The sequence below is a fragment of the Hyphococcus lacteus genome (genome assembly GCF_041058985.1).
In the GTDB taxonomy this organism is placed as follows: domain Bacteria; phylum Pseudomonadota; class Alphaproteobacteria; order Caulobacterales; family Parvularculaceae; genus Hyphococcus; species Hyphococcus lacteus.
On sequence record NZ_JBEHZE010000001.1, the window covers coordinates 944,608 to 969,474 of the forward strand.

A 24,867-nucleotide genomic window follows, 5' to 3' on the forward strand; every position below is an offset into this window, starting at 1 on the left:
CAACGGGTTCGCCATGCCACGATATAAATTAGAAATTGAATATGACGGAACCGGATTTGTTGGCTGGCAACGCCAAGAGAATGGCCCGTCAGTGCAACAATCCATCGAAGAAGCTGTAGAGAAGTTTTGCGGCACGGTTACGAATGTACCGTCTGCCGGGCGTACAGATTCTGGCGTCCATGCGCGCGCCATGGTTGCTCATGTAGATATTGATGGTGATTATCAGGGGGCTAAGGTCAGAGATGCCATCAATTTTCATCTCAAGCCCCGGCCTATCGCAATATTATCCGCAGAGAGAGTATCGGAAGAGTTTCACGCGCGGTTTTCGTGTGTTCGCCGTGCTTATGAATACCGTATTACCAATCGGCGGATGCCGCTTGCGCTCGATGTCAACCGAACGTGGCGGGTGTGGCCCTCACTCGATGCCGACGCAATGGATGATGCGGCACAGGTGCTTGTGGGGCGGCATGACTTTACGACATTTCGGTCGGTCAAATGCCAGTCAGAATCGGCTGTAAAGTCGTTGGAAGAAATATCTGTTATGCGCGCGGGCGAAGACGTCTTTATCCGCTGTGCTGCTCGGTCGTTTCTACATAATCAAGTGCGTTCATTCGCTGGTACACTCGCTGAGGTCGGTAAAGGGAAATGGACAAAACGGGACCTTAGCGACGCATTAAATGCGGCCGACCGAGCGCGTTGTGGTCCGGTTGCCCCGCCCGAGGGATTATACTTTATTCGGGCTGATTATGCGGCCGGAAATCGCTCATAATATTTCGTGATGAGGGCTTCGTAAATTTCGGTAAGCGTCGTGATATCGCTTACGGCGACATGTTCGTCTGTCTGGTGCATGGTTGCGCCGACTAATCCAAATTCCGCAACTGGTGCGTAGTCTTTAATAAAGCGCGCATCCGAGGTTCCGCCCGATGTCGAAAGCTCCGGTCGTCGGCCGGTTTTGTCTTCGACGCAGTCTGCAATCAGATTCAAAAAATTTGTGTCCGTCGTTAAAAAAGCTTCGCCAGAAACAACGCAGTCAAGTTCGTAAGCAAGTCCAGTTTCATTTGCTAAGTGGTCAAGCTTATCCTTTAGCCATTCTTGAATAGATGCACCGGTCCAAGTGGGGTTAAACCGAATGTTAAACCGCGCTGTTGCTTTCGCGGGAATGACATTGTGGGCGGGGTTGCCGATATGAATATCCGTAACCTGAAGACTTGAGGGCTGGAAACGCTCATAGCCGGCATCCAGTGGTGTTTCGCTCAGGAAGAGCAGCTTTCGCATTAGCGCGGGCACAGGGTTTTGTGCCCGATGAGGATAGGCAACGTGACCCTGTTTCCCTGTAACCGTCAGCCAGCAGTTGATTGATCCGCGGCGTCCAACCTTAACCATGTCGCCCATCGCGTCAGGGTTCGACGGTTCACCGACGATGCAATGGCTGAGGCTGATGTTCTGTTCGCGTAGCCAGTTCAGTGCTTTTTTGGTGCCATGAAGCGCCGGGCCTTCTTCATCGCCTGTTATCAAAAACGATAGCGTGCCTTTTACGGCGCCGGTCTTGATTGCGCGTGATGCGGCTGCGGCAAAGGCCGCAATGGCACCTTTCATGTCCGATGCGCCGCGCCCCCACAACATACCGTCATGGACAATCGCGTCGAAGGGCGGGGCCGACCAATCGCCTTCGTCGCCGGGCGGTACCACATCGGTATGACCCGCAAAGCATAGATGCGGTTCGCCGGTTCCAATTGACGCAAAAAGATTATCGACATCTTCGAATGGCAAGCGCGTACAGGTAAAGCCAAGCGCCGAGAGCGCGCGTTCGAGGACATCAAGCGCCCCAGCATCGGCCGGGGTGACGGAAGGGCAGCGAATAAGATCGCGGGCGAGGGATAACGGGTCGATTTCGGTCATGGCCCTGAGGTAAACTAGCCGGGGGTCTGAAACAAGGAGGCGAAATGCCCAAGATTGATTTTGCGAATGCGCCGGTTCGCACTGCCTGTGCCTATCCTGAGCCTTATGCTGACCATTGTCGGGGACGATCAAAAATCGCGGTTGGTGATCTAGGTGGCCTTGATCAGTTTGGCGTCAATTATACGCGGTTGGCCCCTGGCGCAGCATCAGCCCACAAACATTGGCACGCTAAAGAGGACGAGCTTATTTATCTGATCGAGGGCGAAGCTGTATTGGTCGAAGATGACGGCGAAACAATTTTGCGCGCGGGCGACTTTGCAAGCTTCAAAGCGGGCGTTGCCAATGGGCATATGATGGTGAACCGAAGTCATCGCGATGCGGTGTTTCTCGAAGTCGGGACGCGCTCTTTGGATGATGTTTCTACCTATACCGATCCGTCGGTCGATATGAAAATGGTCAAAAATGGAGGTGCATGGAGGGCGTATCGTAAAAATGATGTGCCTTATGGCGGGTAGTGTTGATGAAATCTCAATAGCTCTCGGGCTAAGATACAAACATGAATCCTATTCCAATACATTTCGGGATTGACCTTGAGCCCGATACACCGCTTCCAGAAATTGGTAATGCGCCGTTTGACAGCATCGGGGCTGCATTTCGAGATATGTTTGCGCGCCGTGCCGAAATTGCGACGTGTACCGGCGCGCCTGTCCATTATGGCTGGTATGTCCGTATGGATAGCCATATTGAAAAACTCTATGGCGACCGTGCCGCGATCGCAGATCGATATAAGCGCGAGTTGGCCCAAGCCGCAGAGGCGGGTGACGAAATCGGCCTGCATATCCACGTTATGGAAAAACCGGATGGGGGCGTCTGGCGTGCGAATTATGCAGATGAGGCGCGGACAGAAGACGAAATAGAAAAATCAGCCGAGTGCTTTACAGAATTTTTTGGTTACAAACCCCGATCAGCCCGTATGGGCGATATGTGGGCACGCCAAAACTGTGTCGCGAAATTTGATGAACTAGGCATCCGTTACGATCTTTCGCTCGAATGTGGTTTGCGCGCGCAAGGGTTTGGTCGGCTTTATCCGGGCACAAACAGCAAGGGTGTACGGAAGTCACTGTTAACGATGCCGGTTACACCGTATCGACCTGCGCGGGCGGAATTCAGGAAAGCGGCTGAAAAAGCCGATGCCTATAATCTCTGGATGATCCCGCTATCTTCGGCGAAACGGCAGGATATCTTTAATCCCGGCTATTGGATAATGTCGGCGGGAAGCGCCATTACATCTGGTTTTCAACGCAACCAAGCGCGCATGGTTTTACGGCCGCAAACACAATACCAACCGGGTGAGATTCATACAGCACTAAGTTCTTTGTTTGCCGAGCTTGATAACCCATGCGCATGTCTGGTGATCCGGAACTTTGGTGTGCCGGATCGCGTTCATCATTTTATTGATGTGTTGTGCGCAATGGCAAAAGAGCGAGCGTTGCAATTTGTCGGGCCAGAAGATTATGTCCGGATGACAATGGGGCAAGTCCATAACGCCCCTGCCCCATCTGAATTACAATCAGTCGCGCAATAGATCGTTTACGGATGTTTTTGCTCGCGTTCCTTCATCAACCTGCTTGACGATGACGGCGCAATAAAGATTTGGCCCGCCCTTGTCTGAGGGCAGCGTTCCCGGAACCACAACAGAAAATGGCGGTACTTCACCGAACGTGATTTCTCCGGTCGTGCGGTTCACGATCTTTGTCGAAGCTGTAATGAATACGCCCATGGCCAAAACGGACCCTTCGCGGACGATGACGCCTTCGACAACTTCCGAGCGCGCGCCAATAAAACAATTATCTTCGATGATTGTTGGGTTCGCTTGCAATGGCTCTAATACACCGCCAATGCCAGTTCCGGCGGAGATGTGGCAGTTCTTGCCGACCTGTGCGCAAGAACCAACTGAGGCCCAAGTGTCGATCATGGTGCCCTCGCCCACATAGGCGCCGATATTTACATAAGACGGCATTAGAACCGCACCGGGCGCGATATATGCACCACGCCGAACAGTCGCGGGCGGAACGGCGCGAAAGCCCGCTTCGCGGAACTCTTTTTCGGTCCAGCCGGTGAATTTGGTTTCGACTTTATCCCACCACGGACCATTCTGGCCCTCGATCAATCGGTTATCGTTGAGGCGGAAAGAAAGCAGGACGGCTTTTTTGAGCCATTGATTGACTGTCCAGTTTTGTCCGTCGGGTTCGGCCACGCGGGCCGCGCCACAATCGAGTAACGCCAATGCTGCAGTCACTGAATCGCGAATTTCGCCATTGGTCGAGGTCGAAACTTCAGCCCGATTTTCCCAAGCGGAATTAATGATGGATTCGAGTGCGGCGTGATTGGTCATTGTTTCTCTTTAATTATCTAAGGTGCGAAACCGTACTGGCTCGCTTTTAAAAAACTGGTTAGGTCGTCGGTGACATAGTGGATATGCGGTGCACTTTCGCCCGGTTTCGCCGGTCTTTTTGCGTGCGGCTCGTCATCCAGCCATGCGGCATCTGAATGGACCAAAACGGTTGTCATGCCAAGGGCATGGGGCGCTTCGAGGTTTTGTATCAAGTCTTCGAACATGGCCGCGCGATGCGGGTCGATATTGTGCTGCGCTAGAAATTGTTCATAGGGTGCGCGTTGCGGTTTAGGGGTATAGCCCGCTGCTTTGATGTCAAAAATTTCGTCAAACAGGTCGAGAATACCCAAAGCACCGGCGACGTTTTCCGCGTGCTTGACCGAACCATTGGTGTAGATGAACCTTCGGCCGGGCAGCGTGCTTAATGCCTCGGCCAGCGCCGGGCTGTTCCCGATGGATGAAAGATCAATGTCGTGAACAAATTCCATGAACTCATCGGGACAGACTGCATGTTCTTTCATTAGGCCGCTCATCGTGGTGCCGAAAGCCACGTAATAGTCTTTCTGCAAACGCCGCGCTTCGGTGAAATCCATTGTTAGTCTTTCTTGGATGAAAGACGTCATGCGCTCATCAATTTGCGCAAAGAGTTGGCACTCAGCGGCATAGAGCGTGTTGTCGAGGTCAAATACCCAATTCTCGATATGCGAAAGGGTTCGGCGGGTGTCGATTGTCTGGTGGGGCACAGTTACTCAATCTACGGGTTTGGAGCCGCTGGGGCTGGCTCTGCAAACATTTCAGGTAAGAAATCAAAAGTCGCGGATTCAACACCGCCGATTTCAAAACGGCGGAACTTTGCTTCGTCCAGTTCCTGATCTCCACAGCTAAGATCAGTTTCTGATGTGAACATGATGGTGTTGACGCAGAATGATTTGTTGCCGCCGGTTAACGTTCGTTCGGCTGTCGGGTCTTCAATCAGGCCATAAACATAATAATGATCTTTATCGAGCGCGCCTTTGAGAATTTTTGAACAATCGCCGGGCTCTAATTTCCACCACCCCTTGGCGCGATAATCCGCATCGTCCAGCGGTTCTGCAATGGCGCTCCAAACCGGATTGTTGGTTTTATTGCAGTAGAAAAATCCAAGCTTCGCTTCGCGGGCATTGGCCTCTTCGATCAGGGCGTCGATGATATCATCATCAATGGTATATCCGTCACTAAGACCCTTTTTACGCCGGAAGTTTGCTAACGCGCGTTGCGTTTCGCGGCCCATTGCGCCGTCGATATTGCCGGCATCATCACCAATATCAGTGAGCAGCCTTTGCACACCCGCAACTTCGGCGGAATAAACCGTATAGGTACTGGCCTCTGTAAAGTCGGTTTGCCAGGCACCGCCCGCCGCCTCGGTCACCTCGACATTGAAAAATTTGCGTTGCCGGAGTGGGTCGTCACGGCAGACGTCTTGATTGCGAAGATTAAAAAATCCGGTGTTCTCGACGCAAAGCGCTGTATCGCCGGACCATGTTCTGAGTGGCCCCTTGTGACCGGGAATGGCTTCGGCATAAACGAAATACCGGCCCGGTTTGGCTTGTTCTGTGAGTACGACCTTGCATTGACCGGGGCGCAGGCGCCACCACCCCCTTGTGGCTAGCCGGTCGCCATCCACATAGCCAATGCTGGCGGAGAGCGCATAGCTCGATTTATTGCAAAAACTGTATTTGGCGGATGCTCCGCCCGCGCTTACAACAAAAACCAAGAGTGAGAGAAAAATGATACGCATTGCGCTTTGCCCACGGGTTACCGGTTGGTCGTGATCGTAATTCAGCCGAAACTGACCTTGGGATCAAGCGTACGTCGATGAATAAGATGCAACAGCTCCTTTATAGTGACGATACGCCCGACGCGCTGGCGACAAAAACTGCGGATGACACGGGTCACCGCGTGAGCGTACTTTTTCCGTTACCGTTGCCAAAAGCCTATGATTATCTTTGTGATAGCGCTGACAAGCCGCCAATCGGTAGTTTTGTGGCTGCGCCTTTCGGCCCGCGAGAGGTGGTCGGCGTGGTCTGGCCTTCTGACGACGGTGAGCGCGCAAAAAAGAAATCCAAAGTCCAAAAATTGAAATCCATCAATCAGGTTTATGACGCGCAACCCCTTGCGGCTGACCTTGTGGATTTCATTGATTGGGCCGCTGAATATACGATGTATCCAAAGGGTGCGATGTTGCGCATGGTGATGCGCGTCAAGGACGCGTTTGAGGGCCCTCGGATGCAAACGGCCTTTGCCGCAACCGGTGAAAAGCCTGCTCGGATGACGCCGCAACGCGAAGCCGTTCTGGCGGCGGCATCGACGGCGCCACAATCTGCCGGACAGTTAGCGAGCGCCGCCGGAGTCAGTGAGGCGGTGGTGCGCGGCTTGGTTGGCGCAGGTGGGCTTTTAAAAGTCGATGTCGATCCCGACCCGCCATTCATAGCGCCAGATTTATTGCGCGCCGGGCCGATGCTTTCCGGCGATCAGCAATATGCCGCCGATTTTGTCGCAACAATTATCGAGCGAGACGAACATAAAGGCATCTTGATCGATGGCGTTACCGGGTCGGGAAAAACGGAAGTTTATTTCGCAGCGGTCGCCGCTGCGTTGTCAAAAGACCCAGACGCACAGGCATTGATTCTACTGCCGGAAATTGCGTTGACCCTGCCATTTCTTGAGCGGGTCGAAGAGCGTTTTGGCGCGGCCCCTGCGCCGTGGCACTCTGAACTTACGGGCGCACAGCGCCGCCGGACGTGGCGCCGAGTGGCCGAAGGCCAAGCAAGATTGGTGGTTGGCGCGCGGTCGGCATTGTTTCTGCCATTCCCCAAACTAAAGCTGATCGTCGTCGATGAAGAACATGACGGTGCGTATAAACAAGAAGAGGGCGTGATCTATCATGCGCGTGACCTTGCGGTGGCGCGTGGCGCACGCGCTGGATTTCCGGTGTTGCTCGCATCAGCCACGCCGTCGTTAGAAACGGTCGTAAATGTCGATGAGGGCCGTTACGAAGCGGTGGGCCTAAGCGGTCGGTTTAATGATGCGCAGATGCCGGACATATCCTTGATTGATATGCGCGACGACACGCCGGATGCGGGAAAATGGCTGTCGCCGAAGCTTGTGGAAGAGGTCGATAAAAACCTATCCGTAAACGAACAAACTTTATTGTTTCTTAATCGGCGCGGTTATGCGCCGCTAACACTTTGCCGCCGGTGTGGCCATAAAATGACGGCACCGGGCTCTGATACGATGTTGGTTGAGCACCGTTTTGAAAATAGGCTTGTGTGTCATCACACTGGGTTTTCAATGCCTAAGCCATCTGTATGCCCCGTATGTAAGGCTGTCGATTCGCTTACCGCCTGTGGGCCGGGGGTTGAACGCGTCGCCGAAGAAGCAAAGGAGCGCTGGCCCAATGCGCGGATCGAGGTTTTGTCGTCCGATACTGCGCCTGGCCCACAAACTATGCGGGCGGTTCTGGATGCGATGAAGGCAGGCGAGATAGATATTCTCATCGCAACGCAAGTCGCGGCAAAAGGTCACCATTTTCCGAATTTGACCTTGGTTGGTGTGGTCGATGCTGATCTCGGGCTGGCCGGCGGTGATTTGCGCGCGGCCGAGCGAACCTATCAACTGTTGTCTCAGGTCACCGGTCGTGCGGGCCGGGCGGAAAAACCCGGTCGTGCAATGATACAGACCTATCAGGCCGATGCGTCCGTTTTAAAGGCGCTTGCGTCGGGCGATCGCGATGCCTTTCTGGCGGCAGAGGCAATGGGCCGGCAGGAACTCGGTTTCCCGCCCTATGGGCGTCTGGCGGCGGTAATGCTGCGCTCCCCGGATGAGGCCGCGCTAGACCGTGCGGCGAATGCCATGCGCGCCGCAGCGCCTTTGGCCGATGGCGTCGAGATTCTGGGGCCAGCCCGAGCGCCGATTTACCGATTGCGCGGGATCGCGCGAATGCGCCTTTTGGTGAAAACCCGTCGAAACGTGAATCTTCAGGCCTATTTGATCGATTGGTTGAAACGGACAAAACCCCAAAGCGGCGTCCGAATTACCCTCGATATCAACCCCTATTCGTTTATGTGACCGATTTTTCGTTGTTCGTAACCGTCGGTTAACCCATTAACCCTCTAAATTACCTCAAGATTTGAGGGGGCCTATCAGGCATGAAAGTCATATCCGCGATTGCGGCATTTTTCACCGTTTTGACATTCGCTGGCGCGAGCCACGCGATTGTGCCTGTGGATGAGGTCCGTGCTGGTGTTTATGCCCAAAGCTGTTGCGGTTTTGGCTCGTCTAAAGAGCAGGGTGCGGCCATTAACGCTGAGGCGCTGTTTGATTCGCCCCGTTTCTTGTCAGTGGTTGGTTCGCCGCGCCCCTTGATCGGTGCGACGTTGGCCACGGATTCAGACGCCACAAGCCAAATTTATTCGGGCCTTGAATGGCAAGTTGATGTGTCGCGATGGTTCGTCTCTGCTGGTGTTGGCGTTGCCGTTCATAATGGTGAGACTGATCGCTACGACCCGGTGGCCGATGCTGCACGTGTTGATCATACGGTTTTTTATGGTTGCCGCGCGCTCTTCCGGCTTGCGGGTGATGTTGGCTACCGCTTGACTGATAATATCAGCGCGTCTGTGCACTGGAACCACATTTCTAATGCAGGGCTTTGCAATGAGAATGAGGGCATGGACCAGCTGGGTCTGCGTCTCGGCTTCCGCCTTTAGGGCTTATTTGCAGGATTAACTGCAACGTTGCCCGGTCTGGGCACAAAAAATTTTCCCCAATTTCAACCCTCGCCAATCTGCCTCAGTCAGCAATTGTTGCGTCACGGCGAGGGCCATGCTATCGCCTCGCCCGTTCTCGCAATGAAGGCGTGCGCATGTTTTCGCGCTGCCTTCTTTTAGTATGTAATTTCATGAGCTTAGGCGCTGCCGAAAAGTGGCGCTGAATTCAGCAGGAGCTAGCAGCGCACGTGTCAGCCAACCTTGCCCCAATTTCCGGTGTTGCCGGTCGTTATGCGAACGCCTTGTTCGATCTCGCCACTGAGGCGGGCGCGGTTGAGGCCGTGGAAAAAGAACTCAACAGTTTGCAGGCAGATATCAACGCCTCTGCTGATCTTGATGCATTCTTGCGCAGTCCGGTTTATGGCGTGGCAGAACAGCTAGATGCAGTGACGGCGCTTACTGAAAAAGCCGGCTATTCGGCGTTAACGGCGAATTTCCTCAAACTAATTGCCAAAAATGGTCGCTTGCCCGCTTTGACTGATATGATCCGCGCTTTTGCAGCGCTCTCAGCCAGTGCGCGCGGCGAAGTCAGTGCAGACGCTGTCACGGCTGCGCCCATGAATGACGAACAAATCAAGGCACTACGCCTTGAAATTGAACGGATGGTCGGTAAGGCCGTCAATCTAGAAACCCGCGTCGATCCAGAGTTGCTGGGCGGTCTTGTCGTCAAGGTTGGCTCACAAATGGTAGACGCATCACTCCGAACCAAACTGAATCGTTTGAAGACCGTTATGAAAGAGGCTTGAGGCATATGGAACTCAATGCGGCGGAAATTTCCTCCATCCTGAAACAGCAAATCAAAGATTTCGGCAAAGACGCCGAGGTCTCTGAAATCGGCCAAGTGCTATCCGTTGGTGACGGTATCGCCCGTGTCTATGGTCTCGACAATGTCCAGGCCGGTGAGATGGTTGAGTTTGCCAATGGCGTTAAAGGCATGGCCCTTAACCTCGAAGCTGACAATGTCGGTGTCGTGATCTTCGGTGAAGACCGCGAAATCGGTGAAGGCGATGTGGTTAAGCGGACAAAGTCAATTGTGGACGTGCCGGTGGGCAAGGGCCTTTTGGGTCGCGTTGTTGACCCGCTTGGTAATCCAATCGATGGCAAAGGCCCGATCGAATCAACTGAGCGCCGCCTCGTTGACGTCAAAGCGCCAGGCATTTTGCCGCGTAAATCTGTGCATGAGCCAATGCAGACCGGCATCAAAGCTGTAGATGCGATGATCCCAATCGGTCGTGGCCAGCGCGAATTGGTGATTGGTGACCGTCAGACAGGTAAAACTGCGATCTGTGTTGATGCGATCCTCAACCAAAAAGACATCAACGCTTCTGGCGACGAGTCGAAAAAGCTTTACTGCGTGTACGTTGCGATTGGCCAAAAACGTTCGACCGTTGCGCAGATCGTTAAGACTCTCGAAGACAACGGCGCGATGGAATATTCTGTCGTTATCGCCGCGACGGCGTCTGAGCCTGCGCCGCTTCAGTTCCTTGCGCCATTTGCCGGTTGTGCGATGGCTGAGTATTTCCGTGACAACGGTATGCACTCGCTGATCATTTATGATGATTTGTCGAAACAGGCTGTTGCGTATCGTCAGATGTCATTGCTGCTTCGTCGTCCACCTGGCCGCGAAGCTTACCCTGGTGATGTGTTCTATCTTCACTCGCGCCTTCTCGAACGTGCTGCGAAATTGAACGAAGATCACGGTTCAGGTTCGATGACCGCGTTGCCAATTATTGAAACTCAGGCAAATGACGTGTCGGCCTATATTCCGACAAACGTTATTTCGATCACCGACGGTCAGATCTTCCTTGAAACTGATTTGTTCTATCAGGGCATTCGTCCTGCGGTGAATGTGGGTCTTTCGGTTTCGCGGGTTGGCTCAGCAGCGCAGATCAAAGCCATGAAACAGGTCGCCGGTAAGATTAAAGGTGAGCTTGCTCAGTATCGTGAGCTTGCTGCGTTTGCGCAGTTTGGTTCTGATCTCGACGCAACGACGCAGCGAATTCTTGCTCGTGGCGATCGATTGACCGAGTTGATGAAGCAAGGCCAGTTCTCGCCGCTACAGGTCGAAGAGCAGGTCGCAGTGATTTTTGCGGGTACGCAAGGCTATCTCGATAAGATCAAAACCAGTCAGGTTGGTCATTTTGAGCGTGAATTCCTTCGCAAGCTTCATGGCGATCACGCCGACATTCTCAAGACAATCCGTGAAAGCGGTAAGCTTGATGATGAGACCCAAACGAAACTCAAAGACGTGCTCGATACGTTTTCAAAGAACTTTGCATAAGGACGCGGTGCCTCCATGCCCTCGTTAAAAGATCTTAAGAACAGGATCTCGTCGGTTAAATCGACGCAGAAGATTACCAAAGCGAAGCAAATGGTCGCCGCAGCAAAGTTGCGTCGTGCCGAAGAGCGCGCCAAGGAATCTCGTCCCTACACTGAGCGCATGGAGTCGGTTCTCGCGAACTTGTCTTCTAGTGCAAAGGAAAACCCAAACGCGCCAGCCTTGCTACGCGGTACCGGCAAAGACGAGACGCATCTTTTGATTGTCGCCACAGCCGACAAAGGTCTTTGTGGTGGTTTTAACTCATCAATCGTGCGCCTCGCGCGCGAGCGCATTGCCAAGCTTCAAGGCGAAGGCAAGAAAGTAAAAATCATCACGGTCGGACGTAAGGGTGATGATCAGCTTAAACGTCTTTATGGTGAGTTGATTGTCTGGAAGACGAATTTCCTCGACATTAAACAGGTCGGCTTTGCGCAAGCACATGAGATTTCGGACAAGGTTTTGGCAATGTTCGAGGCCGGTGAATTTGATGTCGCGACACTTTTCTTTGGCAAGTTCAAAAACGTTGTAACCCAGGTACCGACCGCGCAGCAGATCATTCCTGCTCAGGCCCCAGAGGGCATAACCCCGCCGGACCTTAAGGGTGCGGTCTACGAATATGAGCCAGAGGAAGCTGAAATTCTTCGTGCGCTGTTACCGCGCTACGTTGGCGTTCAGATATTCAGCGCGCTTCTTGAAAATGTTGCCTCAGAGCAAGCCGCCTCCATGTCCGCGATGGACAACGCAACGCGGAACGCTGGCGAGATGATCGACAAGTTGAATTTGAAATATAACCGGGCCCGTCAGGCGCAGATCACGACGGAGCTCATTGAAATTATTGCTGGTGCTGAGGCTTTGTAGGTTCGGCATATGCTAGCGGTTGGTTTGCAGATGCGGCCAGCGTTGAGGAGGATTTAGGATAATATCGCGCGAAGTTTGCGTTTGACAAAATTATAGCTCTAGCATTGCTGCGACGCAGCAATTTTGGCCGAAATTTCGGCGTTTTGGGGCGGTTGAAAGTCAATTCGTGACTAGTTCGATTTGTCCGGGTGGTGACGGGTCTTTTGGAGGGTAAGCGGTTTTATACCGCGCTTCCCGCCCCGAGATCGGAGCCAAATGAGATTAACGACGGGTATTGTTTTGAAGGCAAAACAATCACTACCCGTTACCAGAGTGAAGATCGTTTAAAGGCGAAGGACGAAAATATGAGCAACGAAGGCCGAATTTCCCAGGTGATCGGCGCGGTCGTGGACGTAGAGTTCGATGGCGACTTGCCGGGCATTCTGAATGCGCTGGAAACTGAAAATAACGGGCAACGTCTCGTTCTTGAGGTTGCTCAGCATCTAGGTGAAAACACAGTGCGGACAATCGCGATGGACTCGACCGAAGGTCTGGTTCGTGGTGCTAAAGTCGTTAATACAGGTGACGCGATTTCTGTTCCTGTTGGTGATGGCACTTTGGGCCGCATCATGAACGTTATCGGCGAGCCGATTGATGAATTGGGTCCGATCCCGCACACGGCTAAACGCGGTATTCACCAAGAAGCGCCGCCATTCATCGAACAGTCTACGGAATCGGAGATCCTCGAAACAGGGATCAAGGTCGTCGATCTTCTCTGCCCTTATGTTAAGGGTGGTAAAATTGGTCTTTTCGGTGGTGCCGGTGTTGGCAAAACCGTTTTGATCATGGAGCTGATTAACAACATTGCGAAAGCGCACGGTGGTTATTCTGTGTTTGCCGGTGTTGGCGAGCGTACTCGTGAAGGGAATGACCTTTATCACGAGATGATCGAATCTGGCGTTAACAAAGAGGGCGGCGGCGACGGCTCTAAAGCAGCGCTCGTATATGGCCAGATGAACGAGCCTCCCGGCGCGCGTGCGCGGGTTGCCTTGTCTGGTTTGACTGTTGCTGAACATTTCCGTGACGAAGGCCAGGACGTTCTTTTCTTCGTTGATAACATTTTCCGCTTCACCCAAGCCGGTTCAGAGGTCTCTGCGCTTCTCGGCCGTATTCCTTCTGCGGTTGGCTATCAGCCAACGCTCGCGACGGACATGGGTTCGATGCAAGAGCGGATTACGACAACAACCAAAGGGTCGATTACATCGGTTCAGGCGATTTACGTTCCTGCGGACGATTTGACCGACCCCGCGCCAGCGACGTCGTTTTCGCACCTTGATGCGACGACGGTTTTGAACCGCGCGATTTCTGAAAAAGGTATCTATCCAGCGGTTGACCCGCTCGACTCTACGTCGCGCATTCTCGACCCACGCGTCATTGGCGATGAGCATTACGAAGTCGCGCGTGACGTTCAGGGTATCCTTCAGCGTTATAAATCGCTTCAGGACATCATCGCTATTCTCGGCATGGATGAGCTTTCTGAAGAAGATAAACTTGTTGTTGCGCGTGCTCGTAAGGTTGAGCGCTTCTTGTCACAGCCGTTCTTCGTGGCTGAAATCTTCACAGGCTCGCCGGGTAAACTTGTTCCGCTTGCGGAAACAATCAAAGGCTTTAAAGGCCTTGTGTCCGGTGAGTACGATCACTTGCCAGAAGCAGCGTTCTATATGGTTGGTGACATGAACGAAGCACTCGAAAAAGCCGAACGTCTAGCGGCAGAAGCGGCATAAAAAGCAATGGCTGGAAAACTCCATTTCAACCTCGTGTCTCCGGAAAAAGAACTGATATCGGCTGATGTCGATCAGGTCGATATTCCGAGTACAGAAGGGTGGATCGGTGTTCTGCCGAATCATTCCCCGCTGATGACCACATTGGCACCGGGCATGGTTCGTATTCTCGAAGGCTCGAATGAGAAGCGGGTTTTTGTTCGTGGTGGTTTCGCTGAAATCTCTCCTGCTGGTTTGACGGTTTTAGCCGAAGAAGCGATTGCATCAGAAGATCTTGATGCAGCGGAAATTGCTCAACGGATCAAAGACACCGAAGAAGATCTCGCTGATGCAGACACCGATGCAAAGCGATTAGCGGCGAACCAGTCGCTCGCAAGCCTCAGGGAATTAGAGGCGGCTCTTTAAGATCAAAACGCGGCCTCGGGGCCGCGTTTTTTTTGCGCAATTTGGGAAAAGAAATCCCCAATTTGCGGGCCGAACGGGTGATACTAGACGCATTTCAAATTGATCACTGGAGCGCCTCTTATGTCTGCCACAGCCCTAAAAACAGAAAATGCGCAAAGCAATTTGGTTGTTCAAATCAAACGGTTACCCCATGGCAAAGGCCTTGATCTGCCGCGCTATGAAACCGAACTTGCGGCGGGGTGTGATGTTCGCGCGGCGTTAGACGCGTCGTTGACGCTTAAACCGGGTGAGCGGTTTATGGTTCCCACTGGAATTGCAATCGCGATGTCTCCGGGGTGGGAGGCGCAAATGCGCCCACGTTCAGGTCTTGCGGCAAAGTTCGGCATTTCATGTGTGAATGCGCCGGGTACGATTGATGCGGATTATCGCGGTGAGTTGAAGGTAATTTTGATCAATCACGGCAAGGACGATTTTGTCATTGAGCGTGGTGACCGTATTGGCCAGATGGTGTTTGCGCCCGTTTTTCAAGCCAGCTTTGAAGAAGTGGATGAGCTTGATGAAACCGTGCGTGGTGCTGGCGGTTTTGGTTCAACCGGCGTTTAGGAAAACTATATTTTATTAAAAAAGCGGCCTGACAAGGGCCGCTTTTTGATTTCTCATTTTGCATTTTATTTGCTAAAAGCCCGGCGCGAAACTCCGTTGTGCCGGGTCTATCACTTTGATGCCACCCGGTTGAATTTCTAAAATTGCTAGCCCGCGTTCGACCGTGCCGTCAGGATTTAGTCTAAACAGACCATCTGCGCCGAAATAGCCATTCGGATCGGTGATCGCTTCGTCTGTGAACGGAGAACCACGACGACGCTGCGTGGCGGCGAGACGTGCTGACAACAGCGTTGCGTCATAGGCGAGTGAGGCTAGGCGAGGCGGGGCCGCACCAAAGGCACCGGCAAAATGGTCTTCGAAGTTGCGCGTGATCTCTGGGTCTGGGCCCGCAAACCAGCCCCCCCGAAGCGCTGGCTCGCGGGTTAAGCGCGGATTGTTCCAACCAGAAACACCAAGGATTTTCACCCGGTTAATATCGACGTTGTAGTAGGGTAGCAGCGGTGCCAACGCGCGCAGCAGGGTTCCTTGTTCGGGCATTAAAACCGCTTGATAGCCTTGGGTGTAGCCGGCCTCAGTTGACGCAGGCGCGTCGCTGTTAGGTTGGAATTCATGGCGCATCTCAACCGGAATAATTTCCTTTGAGTACTGAGCAAGCCGTTTTGCTGGCGCTAGCATCGCGTCTGGGTCCTGTTCATAGCGTTCTTCGTGAACAATAACGCCGCCACGGGTAAAGACCTCTTGTGCGAACGCGCCCGATACACGGTCACCATAATTTGTGCGCGGTGCCAGAACACCAAAACGAGTCATTTCTTGCGACATTGCAAACTCGGTGACGCGTGCAATCTCTAGCTCTGGTGGGAAGCTCAGGAGATAGATGCCATTACCAGCTGCGGTCAGGTCGGATGAAAATGCAATCATTGGCGTTCCGGCAGCGCGCGTTACAACTGCGGCGGCCTCAACGGATTCAGAAAACAACGGGCCCAGAATAATTTCGGCACCGTCGGTGAGGGCTGAACGGGCGGCTGCGGCTGCGCCTTCGGCATTCCCGCGGGTGTCCTTTGGCATAAGGAGGAAATTTTCGGTGCCGGCGTCAAAAACAGCGAGCTGGGCCGCGTCAAACATCGCAGAGGCGACACGGCGGGCAGCGTCGCTATCGGCTGAAAATGGTAATAACAATCCGACACGTACTGGCTCTTCGTCGCCCATATGGGGTGGCTGAACAAAAGCCCGGCGGTTATAACGCTCGGCTTCTTGGCGATAGTCGTCCTGAATTTCCGGGCGATCTTCCGGTATTGGGGTCGAAGGTTGTGATATCACCGGACCAGGACGCGACGGCGCGTCCGATGAACAGGCGGCGACCATACCAAACAGAAATATAGCTAAACTTGTTTTTACAACCGTCGTCATTCGCATTCGCTAATTTCCCTCATCGGTGCCATTCGGCCTTGCACCCAATTTTGGATGCCATGATCGGCGACATTAGCGGGCCACGGGGGCTTCGTAAATGTCCGGTATCGTGCTCAAAACAGCTTCGGATTGACGCCACACGCCGCACCGTTCATGCCTAGTGCTATGATCAACAAGGACATATCACCAGAACCCGGCCTTTATGTGACAGCGACGCCCATTGGTAATCTCGCTGATATCACCTATCGCGCAGTGCAAATTCTCAAAGCGGCGGATCTGATCCTGTGTGAAGATACGCGCCAGACTGCCAAGCTCTGTGCTGCCTATGGTATCGATACCCGGCGTGCCCCCTATCATGACCATAATGCCGAGCGGGCGCGCCCCGGTATCATTGCCGATCTGGTCGAAGGCGCGGTAATTTGTTTGGTGTCCGACGCCGGAACGCCACTGATTTCAGATCCGGGCTTTAAGTTAGTGCGGGCGGCGCGTGACGCAGGCATACGCGTTTTTCCGGTTCCCGGCGCATCGGCGGCCATCGCCGCCCTTTGCGCTGCCGGTGTGCCGAGTGATCAGTTTCATTTCGCGGGTTTTTTGCCGCCAAAGCAGGGTGCACGACAGCGCCTATTAGAGCGCCTAGCTAATATTGATGCGACACTTATTTTTTACGAGAGCGCCCCGCGCCTATCGGCGTCGCTTGGGGCAATGGCAGAAGTGTTGGGGCCGCGTCGCGCCGTTGTCGCGCGAGAGCTGACAAAAATGCATGAGGAATTTCGCGAAGATACCCTTGGTGCGCTTTCGAGTGTTTATGAGGAAAAAGCACCGAAAGGTGAGATTGTTATCGTGGTCTTCCCGCCCGAACAATCAGCACCAGAGGCCAGCGATATTGATGCGTTTTTGGTCGATGCCCTTAAGAGTATGAGCGTGAAAGAGGCTGCGAGCGCAGCGGCTGAAATCTTGGGTATTCCCCGCAAAGAGGCCTATGGCCGGGCGCTTGACCTGAAAAATGCCTAAATCCAACGTCACAACTGCCCGCAAACGGGCCGAGCGAAGCGGCCGTTACGCGGAGTTTTGGGCCGCTATGGTTCTACGGTTCAAAGGCTTTTCTATCCTCGCCCAGCGCGTGCGCACGCCGAGCGGGGAGATTGATATCATTGCCCGCCGGGGCGGGCTTTTGGTGTTTGTCGAGGTGAAATCCCGGCGTGACATTGGCACGGCGATTGAGGCCGTGACGCCGCAAAACCGCAGGCGGATTGCGCGCGCTGCCGGGCTTTATCTTTCCCGGCATCAAGGGCTTGCGGCATGTTCAATCCGATATGATATCATCGCTATCGCGCGCTGGCGGTTATGCCATTTGAAAGATGCGTGGCGTGATGAATTCTAAGTGCTGGTCGTGCGGTTTTCTTAAAGCCCGAACCAGCTCAAGCAGTATAGATCGTTTCGGATGCGCCCTGAATGTTCTGGTCGCCTGATAAGGAGCCTTCCCATGATGAAATCCCTCGCCCCTCGAATTTTGGTTGTTCTTGCTGCATTGGCAATGACCGCCTGCGCATCGAGCCGTTCGCTCGATCAGAGCTTTTCCGACCTTTCCGGCAATGCATCGCTAAAGAGCGTTTTGTTCTCTGACCGGACCCATGACTATGGCGATATCGATACGACTCTTTACGAAGGCCGACTTTTGTTGACGGGGACCATGCTGTCTGAAGAAGGCCGCAGTAAGCTAATCGAAAATGCGTGGAAAGCTGACGGTATCAAAGAGGTCATTGACGAAGTCCAGATCGCCGAGAAAACGTCATTTGGGCAGGGCTTTGAAGATGCGCGGATTGATCAGGTCTTGCGTGCGCGGCTCATCGGTGACGGCAATGTCACCAGTAGCGACTACAAAATCGCGGTTTCCGGCGCGGTAGTGTATCTTTTGGGCGCATCGCGTAGCCAGCAAGACCTTGATCAGGCGTTACAGTTGGCGCGAACCGTCGCAGGTGTTGAAAAAGTCGTGAGCCATGTATCGCTGCGCAGCGTGGTGCAGTAAGACCGCGCGATATTACCTTTTTCAATAACCCAAGGCTCGTACGATGTTAAAAATTGCCATTCAGATGGACCCGATTGAGGCAGTCAACGTAGACGCTGACACCTCTTTTGATATGGCGCTGGAGGCATTTGGCCGTGGTCACTCGATCTGGGTTTATCAACCCCAGACGTTGCAACTAAACAGCGGCGTCGTTTCGGCCCGTGCCCAAGCGGTTGAGCATCTTGAGCGCAAACAGGGCGAGCACGTCAAACTAGCGCCACCTGCGTTGATCAATCTTCATGAATTTGACGTGGTGCTCATTCGTCAAGACCCGCCATTTGATATGGCTTACATAACAGCCGCCCAAATTCTTGAACGTCTCGTTCCAGACGTCCTTGTGCTGAATGATCCGCGTTCAATTCGCGATGCCCCTGAAAAACTGTTTGTTACTGAATTCCAAGACCTGACACCGCCGACCTTAATTACAAGCGATGAAACTGCGATCCGGGATTTCCGCAAAGAACATGGCGATGTGATTATCAAGCCGCTTTACGGCAATGGCGGTGCGGGTGTGTTTCGGATGAAACCAGATGACGGGAATTTCAATTCGCTGCTTGAAATGTTTCTTGAAAACTATCGTGAGCCAATCATTGCCCAGAAATTTGTGCCGGCTGTGGTCAAGGGCGACAAGCGTATCATCTTGCTGGATGGTGAAGCTGTGGGGGCGATCAACCGAGTGCCTGCTTCAGGTGAAACTCGTTCAAACATGCATGTGGGTGGCCGCGCTGAAGCCGTTGAAATGTCTGAGCGAGATCAAGAAATTTGTGACCGGATTGGGCCGATATTGGCCGAACGCGGGCTGGTGTTTGTAGGTATCGACGTCATTGGCGAGTTTTTGACAGAAATTAACGTGACCTCGCCGACGGGTGTGCAAGAAGTGCGTAAATTTGGTGGCGCGGATATCTCGGCTTTGTTGTGGGATTGGGTTGAAGGCCAGCGCGAGGGCTGAAATTCCCAAAAGGGGATTTCATGAGTTGATCGCCGCGTCAGTTAGTGCTCTTTTCCATGCCTGTCTGGCGATGTACTAGGGCTAAAATATTGGATGGGTGTGTTGTAACCGCGCCGATTTATGACGTTAAAGCTAGGAAAGCAGTCCCGAGCAAAATCATGAGCGCGCACCAATCGAAACCTGACCGCAAATTGCGAGTGGCCCTTTTTTCGGGTAATTACAATTACGTCATGGACGGACCAGTCCGTGCGCTGAATACGCTCGTGGCTTATCTAGAGGGCAAGGGTCACGAAGTATTGGTGTTCGCGCCCACATGCGGCGAGCCAGCATTTAAACATTCCGGTACGTTGCTTTCGGTGCCGTCACTCGCGTTTCCGGGCAAGCGCAGCGAGTATCGTTTTGGGCTAGGCCCGCGCGGCGCGGCCAAGCGCCGTTTAGAGGCATTCAAACCAGATATCGTTCATATTGCCGCCCCGGATTACACGGGGCTTTTCGCGCTTAATTTTGCGCGTAAGCATCGCATTCCAGCGGTTGCATCCTTTCATACGCGTTTCGACACTTATCCGCGTTATTACAATATGCGTTGGCTAGAGGCGCATCTGACGCGCTATTTACGATACTTCTATAATCGCTGCGAACATGTTTATGCGCCATCTCATTCGATGACAGATGAATTGCGCGAGGATGGCATTGGTCGTGACATTCGCTTATGGACGCGCGGTGTTGATGGTGAGTTATTCAACCCCGACAAGCGTGATATGGCGTGGCGTGAAAGTGTTGGTTTCCAGGCTGATGATATCGTCGTTGCTTTTGTTGGACGGTTGGTTCTTGAAAAGGGTATTGATGTATTTGTTGACGCGTTTAACCGCGCACGAAAACTCAACCCTTCGCTTCGGCCTTTGGTGGTTGGTGAGGGGCCGGAACGACAAAGCTTTTCAAAACAATTGCCGGACGCGCATTTTGCAGGTTATCTTCAAGGCGAGGACCTTGCGCGGGCTTATGCGAGTGCGGATATGTTCTTTAATCCAAGCATTACAGAGACATTTGGCAATGTGACGTTAGAGGCAATGGCATCTGGCCTTCCGTCGATCGGTGCTGCTGCTGCCGGAAGTAAGTCCCTCATTAAAGACGGCGTTACTGGATTCCTTGCTGATCCGAATCCAGAGGGTTTTGCGCAGCAAATTGCAACCTTGGCGAAGGATGCTGGCTTACGAAAACAGTTTGGCGATACGGCACGCGAGAACAGTAAGGGCTTTAGCTGGGACGCTGTTTTGGCTGAACTTGTCAGTCATTATTTTGAAGCGCTTGATAGTTTCGATCCGTCACAATCGACGAGCAAAGAAATGCACGCAGCATCGCGGCAGCACGCGGCGTAAAGACAGCACTTTCAATGATCGCGCAAAAACTAAAAACCTCGGGCCAAAAATTGCGCGACAAATGGCGTTTGCTGCGTGACCGAGAAGATGTCCAAAAAGGTCTGAGGATTACTCAGTACACATTGCTTGGACTGATTGTTCTCTATCTTTTGCATAAGTTGACACAAGTGGGCTGGCTTGAGGTCGCCAATGCATTGCCAGAGTCGCCATGGTTTTATTTCTTTTTTCTGTTGCGGTTTCTCGCGCTGCCGATTTCAGAAATTGCCATTTACGAAATTGTTTGGTCGCAGCCACTGGTTCGGCATTTTTCGGTTTTTATTCGCAAGCGCGTTTATAATTTCGCGGTGATGGGGTATTCGGGTGAGGCCTTTTTGACGCTCTGGGCGCGGCGCTGTTTATCGCTTTCGAACAAGAAAATTCTTGTGGGTGTCAAAGACAACAACCTTCTTTCTGCATTTACGTCGAATGCCGCGACGGTGATCCTCGTTATTTTGTTGGCGGCAACAGGCGGGCTTCAGGCCGGGCTTGAGGCATTTCCAGGGGCGCAATGGCTTTTTGGGCTGGCGTTTCTATCGGCGGGAACGCTTTCTGTTTTGGTGATGATCTTCCGTGATAAATTGATGGCGTTGCCCAAAGGGGTAATGGCAAAGCTGATCGGCGTTCATGGCGGGCGCCAGGCATTGATCATATTACTCCACGCGGCGATGTATGCAGCTGCCTTGCCGGGCGCGCCGGTCATGGCATGGATGACCTTCATTGCGATGCAACTGGTGCTTAGCCGGGTGCCGTTCTTGCCCAATCAGGATATCGTCTATCTCGGGGCGGCGCTCAGCCTGTCGTCGGTGGTCGGCGCGCCAGAAGCGGCGGTAGCAGGAATGTTGGTTGCCGAGGCGGGGTTATCTCAGATATTCAATATCTTCATGTTCTTTGCGACAGCTCATCTGGCGCGGGGCAGTTTACGACCCGCCCAAGCATAATGTGGGGTGTTTTTTTGTCTTTGCCTTCCGGATTGGCCCGGAATTCGCTACAGACGCTTGATCTTAATAACCGCTGGTAAACCAGCAGCCTTTTTCAACTCGCCGGGCAGGTGCTTTCCCACCGATGCATCTTATTGATCGCTACATTCTCCGCGCAGTCGCGACGCCACTTATATTGGCGTTAAGCGTTGCTGGCGCACTCTTGTTGTTAGAGCACATGTTGCGCCTGTTCGACTTTGTTCTGGCCGAACAAGGCCCGGTTGATGTCGTCTGGAAGATGCTTGCGAACCTCATTCCGCATTATTTAGGGCTAGCATTGCCGCTCGGGGCCTTTTTGGGAATTTTGTTGGCTTTCCGCAATTTGTCGATGTCGAGCGAGCTTGATGCGCTTAGCTCCAGCGGGGCATCTTTTGGGCGTTTGTTGCGCCCCATTTATGGCCTGATGTTCGTTCTGATGATCTTCGACTTTTTGTTGGTGTCTTATATTCAGCCATTTGCACGCTATGAGTATCAGCAAATCCGGTTTGACGTGACGAGTGGCGCGTTAGGGATCAAAATTCCAGCCGGTGAATTTATTAAAATCAGCGATGACGTCACGATCCGGCTAGCGGAGATTAACCCCGCGACGCGGGATGCAAATCATGTGTTTCTGGAGCGTCGCAGCAGTGACGGTAGCAAGACGATTATCACCGCGCGGTATGGTGCGATTTCGACCACGCCCGAGATCACATCGCTTTTGTTGAAATTGCAGGACGGGCGACAGGTTATCATCAATGAACTGGGCGACCGGATTCAGACGCTCAACTTTGAAACTTTCGACCTAGAGGTAGACCTTCCAGCGATTGGGGTTTTCCGCGAGCGAGGCGGGGATGAGCGCGAGGCGACTTTTGGCGAGATCGTTCATTTGCTTCGGACTGAAACACCGCAATCATCCGAGCTTTATAATGATTATCGCAGTGGCCTTCATTGGCGGATTCTCCATCCGCTGAGCTTTTTGGTGTTACCGATCCTAGCGATTGCCATGGGGGTTACGGGGCGTCGTCGCGCATCAAACCTCAAGCCGGTGATTGGTGTCGCGATCATGATTGTCTATCACGAAGTTCTCGAAGAGTGGGGCAAGGTCATGGCCGCTGATGGCGAGATGTCGCCATATGTCTCAATGTGGGGCGTATTCTTGGTGTTTACGTTGGTATCATTCTTCTTTTATAGCGGATCGATTGATCAGGCCCGTTCGGCGAAAGTTATGTCGCGGCGCTCTCAAGAAACCATCCGAGTCGCTGGATCTGCGGCGGAGCCAAGTCAATGATCACCATGCAGAATACCTTTATGGTTTATGTGGGGCGAATGTTTGCGCTTCGCTTTATTGGGCTGTTGGTGTTTTTTGTAATTATTTTGCAAATGCTCGATTTGCTGAACCGCTCCGAAGATATCCTTGCAGCAGATGGGGCGGGGATTGATTCTGTTTTGCGATACATATCGCTGCGTGCGCCCCAAATCGTTAGTCAGTTTACGCCTTTTGCGGCGTTGCTTGGGGTGGTTTTAACGTTGGCGGGGCTTAGCCATACCAGCGAGATCACGATTATGCGGGCGGCCGGAATGTCCGTTCATCGGGTTTTATTTCCGCTTGGCTTTGCCTGTGCGATTATCTCGCTTTCGCATTTTACGTTTCACGAGCTGGTAACCGTCAAAACGTCAGAGGCGCTCGACTATTGGGAGGTAAATGACTACGCAGTCGATCTTCCACCCGAAAGTGATACCCGCACGGATCTCCGTATTAGTTATGACGGCGAAATTATTGCGGCCGATAGTGCTGTGCGTATCAATGGTGCCGTATTGCTGTCCGGTGTGACGATTTATGACCTCGATGAAAATGGCGTTATCGGTAGTGCAATTACGGCGCGGGTTGCCCGCTTTGAAGATGGTGCATGGCGTCTATTTGGGGCGCGTGCGCTCGATGCGGAAACACTGGCGGTAACCACGACTGAGTCCGTGATTTGGACAAATAGTCTTGATCCAGAATTGCTGTTTGCGATGACCCTAGAGCCGGACCAGACGACGCTAGGTGAGCTGGCGGCGAAAATCGATCAGCTCAACCAGGACCGGGCGGATACGCGCGCGCCGATGACATCGCTTCTTGGGCGCTTTTCAAAACCAATGGCGACATTGGTGATGCCACTTTTGGGTGCCATTGCTGGGTTCGGTGTTCACCGCCAAGGTGTTTTGTTGATGCGTGCAGTGACGGGTGCGGCACTCGGCTTTGCCTATTTCATCGCTGAAAACCTTGCATTGGCGCTTGGTGCATTGGGTGTCGTGCCCGCGATTATTGGTGCGTTCTTTCCGTTAGCCATTTTCATGGTGGTTGGATTCTCTATTATTCTGGCTATGGAAAACTGACACGTTTACTGTTGTTTACATCAAGATTTGCAACTATCGATAAGTGTAGTTGCGGTTTTCGCAATTTTTAGTTGATTATTAAACGGTTGTGTGTTTATGGTTATACACGCAAGAGTGGTTCTCGTTCTTGCCAAAGGGCATATGTCCTAAAAACGGGGATAACAATGGCTGGTTTAATACTCAAGTTGCGTCCTGGTGAAGAGCTGATGATTAATGGCGTTCTCATCGAAAATGGGGACCGAAATACGCGGCTTCGAGTAAAGACAATCGGTGCGAATATCCTTCGTCTCCGCGATGCATTGAAACCAGAAGAAGCGACGACCCCGCTTAAACGGGCCTATTATATCGCGCAGTTAGCAGTTGCTGGGCAGATCACGAATGTTGAGGCGGCGTCCATTCTCAAATCAGCATTGAACGAGAATACTGAAATGGCCCCTGCTGATACGAACTTGTCTGAGGCGATCGAAAGTTATGACTTTTACGGTATAATGCGCGCCTTGAAGACTTTTGTTCTGGCGGATCGTCAAACTGTTTTACCAACGGTTGAGCAAGATGCTTCAACACGAACCTTAAAGGCCGCCGAATAACGCCCACGACTGTGGAAGTTGCGCCGCTATGCCTTGTGCTTGGGGCGATGATGCCTCACATAGCCCG

The 24,867-nt window shown here is 52.9% G+C and carries 25 protein-coding genes; 20 read left to right on the forward strand and 5 right to left on the reverse strand.

Annotated elements, in window-relative coordinates:
* Positions 1-13 precede the first annotated feature (13 nt).
* Positions 14-769 carry a tRNA pseudouridine(38-40) synthase TruA gene (gene truA / locus ABFZ84_RS04580; RefSeq protein WP_369312750.1) on the forward strand — a complete coding sequence of 252 codons (756 nt, stop codon included), beginning with the start codon at positions 14-16 and terminating at the stop codon, positions 767-769.
* On the opposite strand, the gene dapE is transcribed toward truA, so the two are convergent.
* Positions 745-1,899 carry a succinyl-diaminopimelate desuccinylase gene (dapE, locus tag ABFZ84_RS04585; protein ID WP_369312751.1) on the reverse strand — a complete coding sequence of 385 codons (1,155 nt, stop codon included), beginning with the start codon at positions 1,897-1,899 and terminating at the stop codon, positions 745-747. The genes truA and dapE overlap by 25 nt on opposite strands.
* Before the next feature lie 44 nt (positions 1,900-1,943).
* On the opposite strand from dapE, the gene ABFZ84_RS04590 reads away from it, so the two are divergent.
* Both ABFZ84_RS04590 and ABFZ84_RS04595 read left to right on the forward strand, forming a co-directional pair.
* On the forward strand, positions 1,944-2,414 hold the full coding sequence (locus ABFZ84_RS04590) for a cupin domain-containing protein (protein WP_369312752.1): 471 nt from the start codon (positions 1,944-1,946) through the stop codon (positions 2,412-2,414).
* 41 nt (positions 2,415-2,455) lie between these two features.
* Positions 2,456-3,484: a polysaccharide deacetylase family protein gene (locus tag ABFZ84_RS04595; RefSeq protein WP_369312753.1), complete on the forward strand. Its 1,029-nt coding sequence runs from the start codon at positions 2,456-2,458 to the stop codon at positions 3,482-3,484.
* Here the strand turns inward: ABFZ84_RS04595 and dapD are convergent.
* The 3 genes from dapD to ABFZ84_RS04610 are packed head-to-tail and all read right to left on the reverse strand — an operon-like array spanning position 3,470 to position 6,071.
* Entirely contained in the window at positions 3,470-4,294 is an 825-nt protein-coding gene (gene dapD / locus ABFZ84_RS04600; protein ID WP_369312754.1) for a 2,3,4,5-tetrahydropyridine-2,6-dicarboxylate N-succinyltransferase, read from the reverse strand. The genes ABFZ84_RS04595 and dapD overlap by 15 nt on opposite strands.
* 17 nt (positions 4,295-4,311) lie before the next feature.
* Positions 4,312-5,037 carry a pyrimidine 5'-nucleotidase gene (locus tag ABFZ84_RS04605; RefSeq protein WP_369312755.1) on the reverse strand — a complete coding sequence of 242 codons (726 nt, stop codon included), beginning with the start codon at positions 5,035-5,037 and terminating at the stop codon, positions 4,312-4,314.
* Positions 5,038-5,048: 11 nt separating this feature from the next.
* Positions 5,049-6,071 (reverse strand): DUF1036 domain-containing protein, encoded by a 1,023-nt coding sequence (locus ABFZ84_RS04610; protein WP_369312756.1) that lies wholly within the window; start codon positions 6,069-6,071, stop codon positions 5,049-5,051.
* Between ABFZ84_RS04610 and ABFZ84_RS04615 the strand changes: the two genes are divergently transcribed.
* The 8 genes from ABFZ84_RS04615 (at position 6,071) to dut (ending at position 15,045) form a co-directional block, all read left to right on the forward strand.
* Positions 6,071-8,401: a primosomal protein N' gene (locus ABFZ84_RS04615; RefSeq protein WP_369312757.1), complete on the forward strand. Its 2,331-nt coding sequence runs from the start codon at positions 6,071-6,073 to the stop codon at positions 8,399-8,401. The genes ABFZ84_RS04610 and ABFZ84_RS04615 overlap by 1 nt on opposite strands.
* Before the next feature lie 80 nt (positions 8,402-8,481).
* Positions 8,482-9,039 (forward strand): acyloxyacyl hydrolase, encoded by a 558-nt coding sequence (locus tag ABFZ84_RS04620; protein ID WP_369312758.1) that lies wholly within the window; start codon positions 8,482-8,484, stop codon positions 9,037-9,039.
* 248 nt (positions 9,040-9,287) lie between these two features.
* Positions 9,288-9,845, forward strand: coding sequence for a F0F1 ATP synthase subunit delta (locus ABFZ84_RS04625; protein ID WP_369312759.1), 558 nt, complete (start codon positions 9,288-9,290; stop codon positions 9,843-9,845).
* 5 nt (positions 9,846-9,850) lie between these two features.
* The gene (atpA, locus tag ABFZ84_RS04630) at positions 9,851-11,380 is read left to right on the forward strand and encodes a F0F1 ATP synthase subunit alpha (RefSeq protein WP_369312760.1); all 1,530 of its coding nucleotides are present in this window, start codon (positions 9,851-9,853) and stop codon (positions 11,378-11,380) included.
* A 15-nt stretch (positions 11,381-11,395) separates the two neighbouring features.
* Positions 11,396-12,277, forward strand: a complete 882-nt coding sequence (locus ABFZ84_RS04635; RefSeq protein WP_369312761.1) for a F0F1 ATP synthase subunit gamma — start codon at positions 11,396-11,398, stop codon at positions 12,275-12,277.
* 344 nt (positions 12,278-12,621) lie between these two features.
* On the forward strand, positions 12,622-14,040 hold the full coding sequence (gene atpD, locus ABFZ84_RS04640; RefSeq protein WP_369312762.1) for a F0F1 ATP synthase subunit beta: 1,419 nt from the start codon (positions 12,622-12,624) through the stop codon (positions 14,038-14,040).
* Between the two features lie 6 nt (positions 14,041-14,046).
* Complete coding sequence (locus ABFZ84_RS04645; RefSeq protein WP_369312763.1) at positions 14,047-14,442, forward strand: F0F1 ATP synthase subunit epsilon; 396 nt, start codon at positions 14,047-14,049, stop codon at positions 14,440-14,442.
* A 120-nt stretch (positions 14,443-14,562) separates the two neighbouring features.
* Positions 14,563-15,045, forward strand: coding sequence for a dUTP diphosphatase (gene dut, locus ABFZ84_RS04650; protein WP_369312764.1), 483 nt, complete (start codon positions 14,563-14,565; stop codon positions 15,043-15,045).
* A gap of 72 nt (positions 15,046-15,117) precedes the next feature.
* On the opposite strand, the gene ABFZ84_RS04655 is transcribed toward dut, so the two are convergent.
* Positions 15,118-16,458, reverse strand: coding sequence for a penicillin-binding protein activator (locus ABFZ84_RS04655; protein WP_369312765.1), 1,341 nt, complete (start codon positions 16,456-16,458; stop codon positions 15,118-15,120).
* Between the two features lie 147 nt (positions 16,459-16,605).
* Here ABFZ84_RS04655 and rsmI point away from each other — a divergent pair, with 147 nt between their 5' ends.
* The 9 genes from rsmI (at position 16,606) to ABFZ84_RS04700 (ending at position 24,800) form a co-directional block, all read left to right on the forward strand.
* Entirely contained in the window at positions 16,606-17,463 is an 858-nt protein-coding gene (rsmI, locus tag ABFZ84_RS04660) for a 16S rRNA (cytidine(1402)-2'-O)-methyltransferase (RefSeq protein WP_369312766.1), read from the forward strand.
* Positions 17,456-17,833, forward strand: a complete 378-nt coding sequence (locus ABFZ84_RS04665) for a YraN family protein (protein ID WP_369312767.1) — start codon at positions 17,456-17,458, stop codon at positions 17,831-17,833. The genes rsmI and ABFZ84_RS04665 overlap by 8 nt, the downstream gene beginning before the upstream one ends.
* A 102-nt stretch (positions 17,834-17,935) precedes the next feature.
* Entirely contained in the window at positions 17,936-18,478 is a 543-nt protein-coding gene (locus tag ABFZ84_RS04670; RefSeq protein ID WP_369312768.1) for a BON domain-containing protein, read from the forward strand.
* A gap of 43 nt (positions 18,479-18,521) precedes the next feature.
* Positions 18,522-19,466: a glutathione synthase gene (gshB, locus tag ABFZ84_RS04675; RefSeq protein WP_369312769.1), complete on the forward strand. Its 945-nt coding sequence runs from the start codon at positions 18,522-18,524 to the stop codon at positions 19,464-19,466.
* A 158-nt stretch (positions 19,467-19,624) separates the two neighbouring features.
* A complete protein-coding gene (locus ABFZ84_RS04680; RefSeq protein ID WP_369312771.1) occupies positions 19,625-20,842 on the forward strand; it encodes a glycosyltransferase family 4 protein in 1,218 nt (405 codons plus the stop codon).
* 14 nt (positions 20,843-20,856) lie between these two features.
* Entirely contained in the window at positions 20,857-21,819 is a 963-nt protein-coding gene (locus ABFZ84_RS04685; protein ID WP_369312772.1) for a hypothetical protein, read from the forward strand.
* Positions 21,820-21,943: 124 nt separating this feature from the next.
* On the forward strand, positions 21,944-23,125 hold the full coding sequence (locus ABFZ84_RS04690) for an LptF/LptG family permease (RefSeq protein WP_369312773.1): 1,182 nt from the start codon (positions 21,944-21,946) through the stop codon (positions 23,123-23,125).
* Positions 23,122-24,213: an LptF/LptG family permease gene (locus tag ABFZ84_RS04695; RefSeq protein WP_369312774.1), complete on the forward strand. Its 1,092-nt coding sequence runs from the start codon at positions 23,122-23,124 to the stop codon at positions 24,211-24,213. Before ABFZ84_RS04690 ends, ABFZ84_RS04695 begins: the two co-directional genes overlap by 4 nt.
* A 164-nt stretch (positions 24,214-24,377) precedes the next feature.
* Positions 24,378-24,800: a flagellar biosynthesis repressor FlbT gene (locus ABFZ84_RS04700; RefSeq protein WP_369312775.1), complete on the forward strand. Its 423-nt coding sequence runs from the start codon at positions 24,378-24,380 to the stop codon at positions 24,798-24,800.
* The last annotated feature ends 67 nt before the right edge of the window (positions 24,801-24,867 follow it).

Bases quoted from the DNA above. Each gene is read 5' to 3' on its own strand.
- truA (WP_369312750.1), top strand. From the start codon at position 14: ATGCCACGATATAAATTAGAAATTGAATATGACGGAACCGGATTTGTT.
- dapE (WP_369312751.1), bottom strand. From the start codon at position 1,899: ATGACCGAAATCGACCCGTTATCCCTCGCCCGCGATCTTATTCGCTGC.
- ABFZ84_RS04590 (WP_369312752.1), top strand. From the start codon at position 1,944: ATGCCCAAGATTGATTTTGCGAATGCGCCGGTTCGCACTGCCTGTGCC.
- ABFZ84_RS04595 (WP_369312753.1), top strand. From the start codon at position 2,456: ATGAATCCTATTCCAATACATTTCGGGATTGACCTTGAGCCCGATACA.
- dapD (WP_369312754.1), bottom strand. From the start codon at position 4,294: ATGACCAATCACGCCGCACTCGAATCCATCATTAATTCCGCTTGGGAA.
- ABFZ84_RS04610 (WP_369312756.1), bottom strand. From the start codon at position 6,071: ATGCGTATCATTTTTCTCTCACTCTTGGTTTTTGTTGTAAGCGCGGGC.
- ABFZ84_RS04620 (WP_369312758.1), top strand. From the start codon at position 8,482: ATGAAAGTCATATCCGCGATTGCGGCATTTTTCACCGTTTTGACATTC.
- atpA (WP_369312760.1), top strand. From the start codon at position 9,851: ATGGAACTCAATGCGGCGGAAATTTCCTCCATCCTGAAACAGCAAATC.
- ABFZ84_RS04635 (WP_369312761.1), top strand. From the start codon at position 11,396: ATGCCCTCGTTAAAAGATCTTAAGAACAGGATCTCGTCGGTTAAATCG.
- atpD (WP_369312762.1), top strand. From the start codon at position 12,622: ATGAGCAACGAAGGCCGAATTTCCCAGGTGATCGGCGCGGTCGTGGAC.
- ABFZ84_RS04645 (WP_369312763.1), top strand. From the start codon at position 14,047: ATGGCTGGAAAACTCCATTTCAACCTCGTGTCTCCGGAAAAAGAACTG.
- dut (WP_369312764.1), top strand. From the start codon at position 14,563: ATGTCTGCCACAGCCCTAAAAACAGAAAATGCGCAAAGCAATTTGGTT.
- ABFZ84_RS04655 (WP_369312765.1), bottom strand. From the start codon at position 16,458: ATGCGAATGACGACGGTTGTAAAAACAAGTTTAGCTATATTTCTGTTT.
- rsmI (WP_369312766.1), top strand. From the start codon at position 16,606: ATGCCTAGTGCTATGATCAACAAGGACATATCACCAGAACCCGGCCTT.
- ABFZ84_RS04665 (WP_369312767.1), top strand. From the start codon at position 17,456: ATGCCTAAATCCAACGTCACAACTGCCCGCAAACGGGCCGAGCGAAGC.
- ABFZ84_RS04670 (WP_369312768.1), top strand. From the start codon at position 17,936: ATGATGAAATCCCTCGCCCCTCGAATTTTGGTTGTTCTTGCTGCATTG.
- gshB (WP_369312769.1), top strand. From the start codon at position 18,522: ATGTTAAAAATTGCCATTCAGATGGACCCGATTGAGGCAGTCAACGTA.
- ABFZ84_RS04680 (WP_369312771.1), top strand. From the start codon at position 19,625: ATGAGCGCGCACCAATCGAAACCTGACCGCAAATTGCGAGTGGCCCTT.
- ABFZ84_RS04685 (WP_369312772.1), top strand. From the start codon at position 20,857: ATGATCGCGCAAAAACTAAAAACCTCGGGCCAAAAATTGCGCGACAAA.
- ABFZ84_RS04690 (WP_369312773.1), top strand. From the start codon at position 21,944: ATGCATCTTATTGATCGCTACATTCTCCGCGCAGTCGCGACGCCACTT.
- ABFZ84_RS04695 (WP_369312774.1), top strand. From the start codon at position 23,122: ATGATCACCATGCAGAATACCTTTATGGTTTATGTGGGGCGAATGTTT.
- ABFZ84_RS04700 (WP_369312775.1), top strand. From the start codon at position 24,378: ATGGCTGGTTTAATACTCAAGTTGCGTCCTGGTGAAGAGCTGATGATT.